We start from the raw sequence: 729 nt of genomic DNA, 5'->3' as shown, positions 1-729 counted from the left end.
ATCGCCTTAGGCAAGCAGCCAGTCAAGCAGGCGGACGAGGCCGGTGACGGCGCCGATGGCGCCGATGATCCACACCGTCTGCCGATGCATGGCCGTGCGGAGGTTGGCCTCGGTGGATTTGAGGTCGACACGGACCTGCGCGATTTCCTTTTGCAGCCGCAGCTCGGTCTCCTTGATCTCTCTACGGACGACTTCGATCTCCTTCTGCAGCCGCAGCTCGGTCTCCTTTATCTCCTTACGGACGACTTCGATCTCCTTCTGCAGCCGCAGCTCGGTCTCCTTTATCTCCTTCCGGACGACTTCGATCTCCTTCCGGACGACTTCGATCTCCTTCTGCAGCCGCAGCTCGGTCTCGCGCACGTCTGCACCGCGGGCAATCTCGCCCGGCCGCGGCCAACCCTCCTCCAGCTCCCGGATCGCATCCACAATCAAGCGGAACCGGGTGCGATCGTCCGTTGCGTCGTTGACCTGTTCGTAGAGCTTGAAGGCGAGTGTCATGGGGCTGGTGCCGTGGCCGCGCAGGGCGTGTACGGTTTCGATGTTGCGTAGAGCATAGCAGCAGTGTAGCCCGGATGCAGCGCAGCGGAATGCGGGAGCGGGCGCCCGGTCGGCGTTGCCGCCCGGTTCGTACCGGCGCGCCCGGTCGTCGCTCACCCGATCCGTGCCGATGGCTCGGCCGGACCCGGATTGCGCTTTGCTCCATCCGGGCTACGCGCTAGCCGCGCTGAA

1 protein-coding gene is annotated in these 729 nt (G+C 64.7%); it reads right to left on the bottom strand.

The genetic code is table 11. The features are described 5' to 3' along the window. Positions 1-6: 6 nt before the first annotated feature. Positions 7-654 carry a DUF1640 domain-containing protein gene (locus ML01_RS30410; protein WP_216819301.1) on the bottom strand — a complete coding sequence of 216 codons (648 nt, stop codon included), beginning with the start codon at positions 652-654 and terminating at the stop codon, positions 7-9. Positions 655-729 lie beyond the last annotated feature (75 nt).

Origin of the sequence: Thiohalocapsa sp. ML1 (assembly GCF_001469165.1) — a bacterium.
In the GTDB taxonomy this organism is placed as follows: domain Bacteria; phylum Pseudomonadota; class Gammaproteobacteria; order Chromatiales; family Chromatiaceae; genus Thiohalocapsa.
Note: the sequence above shows the minus strand (reverse complement) of the source record. Positions and strands in the feature narration are given on the sequence as shown.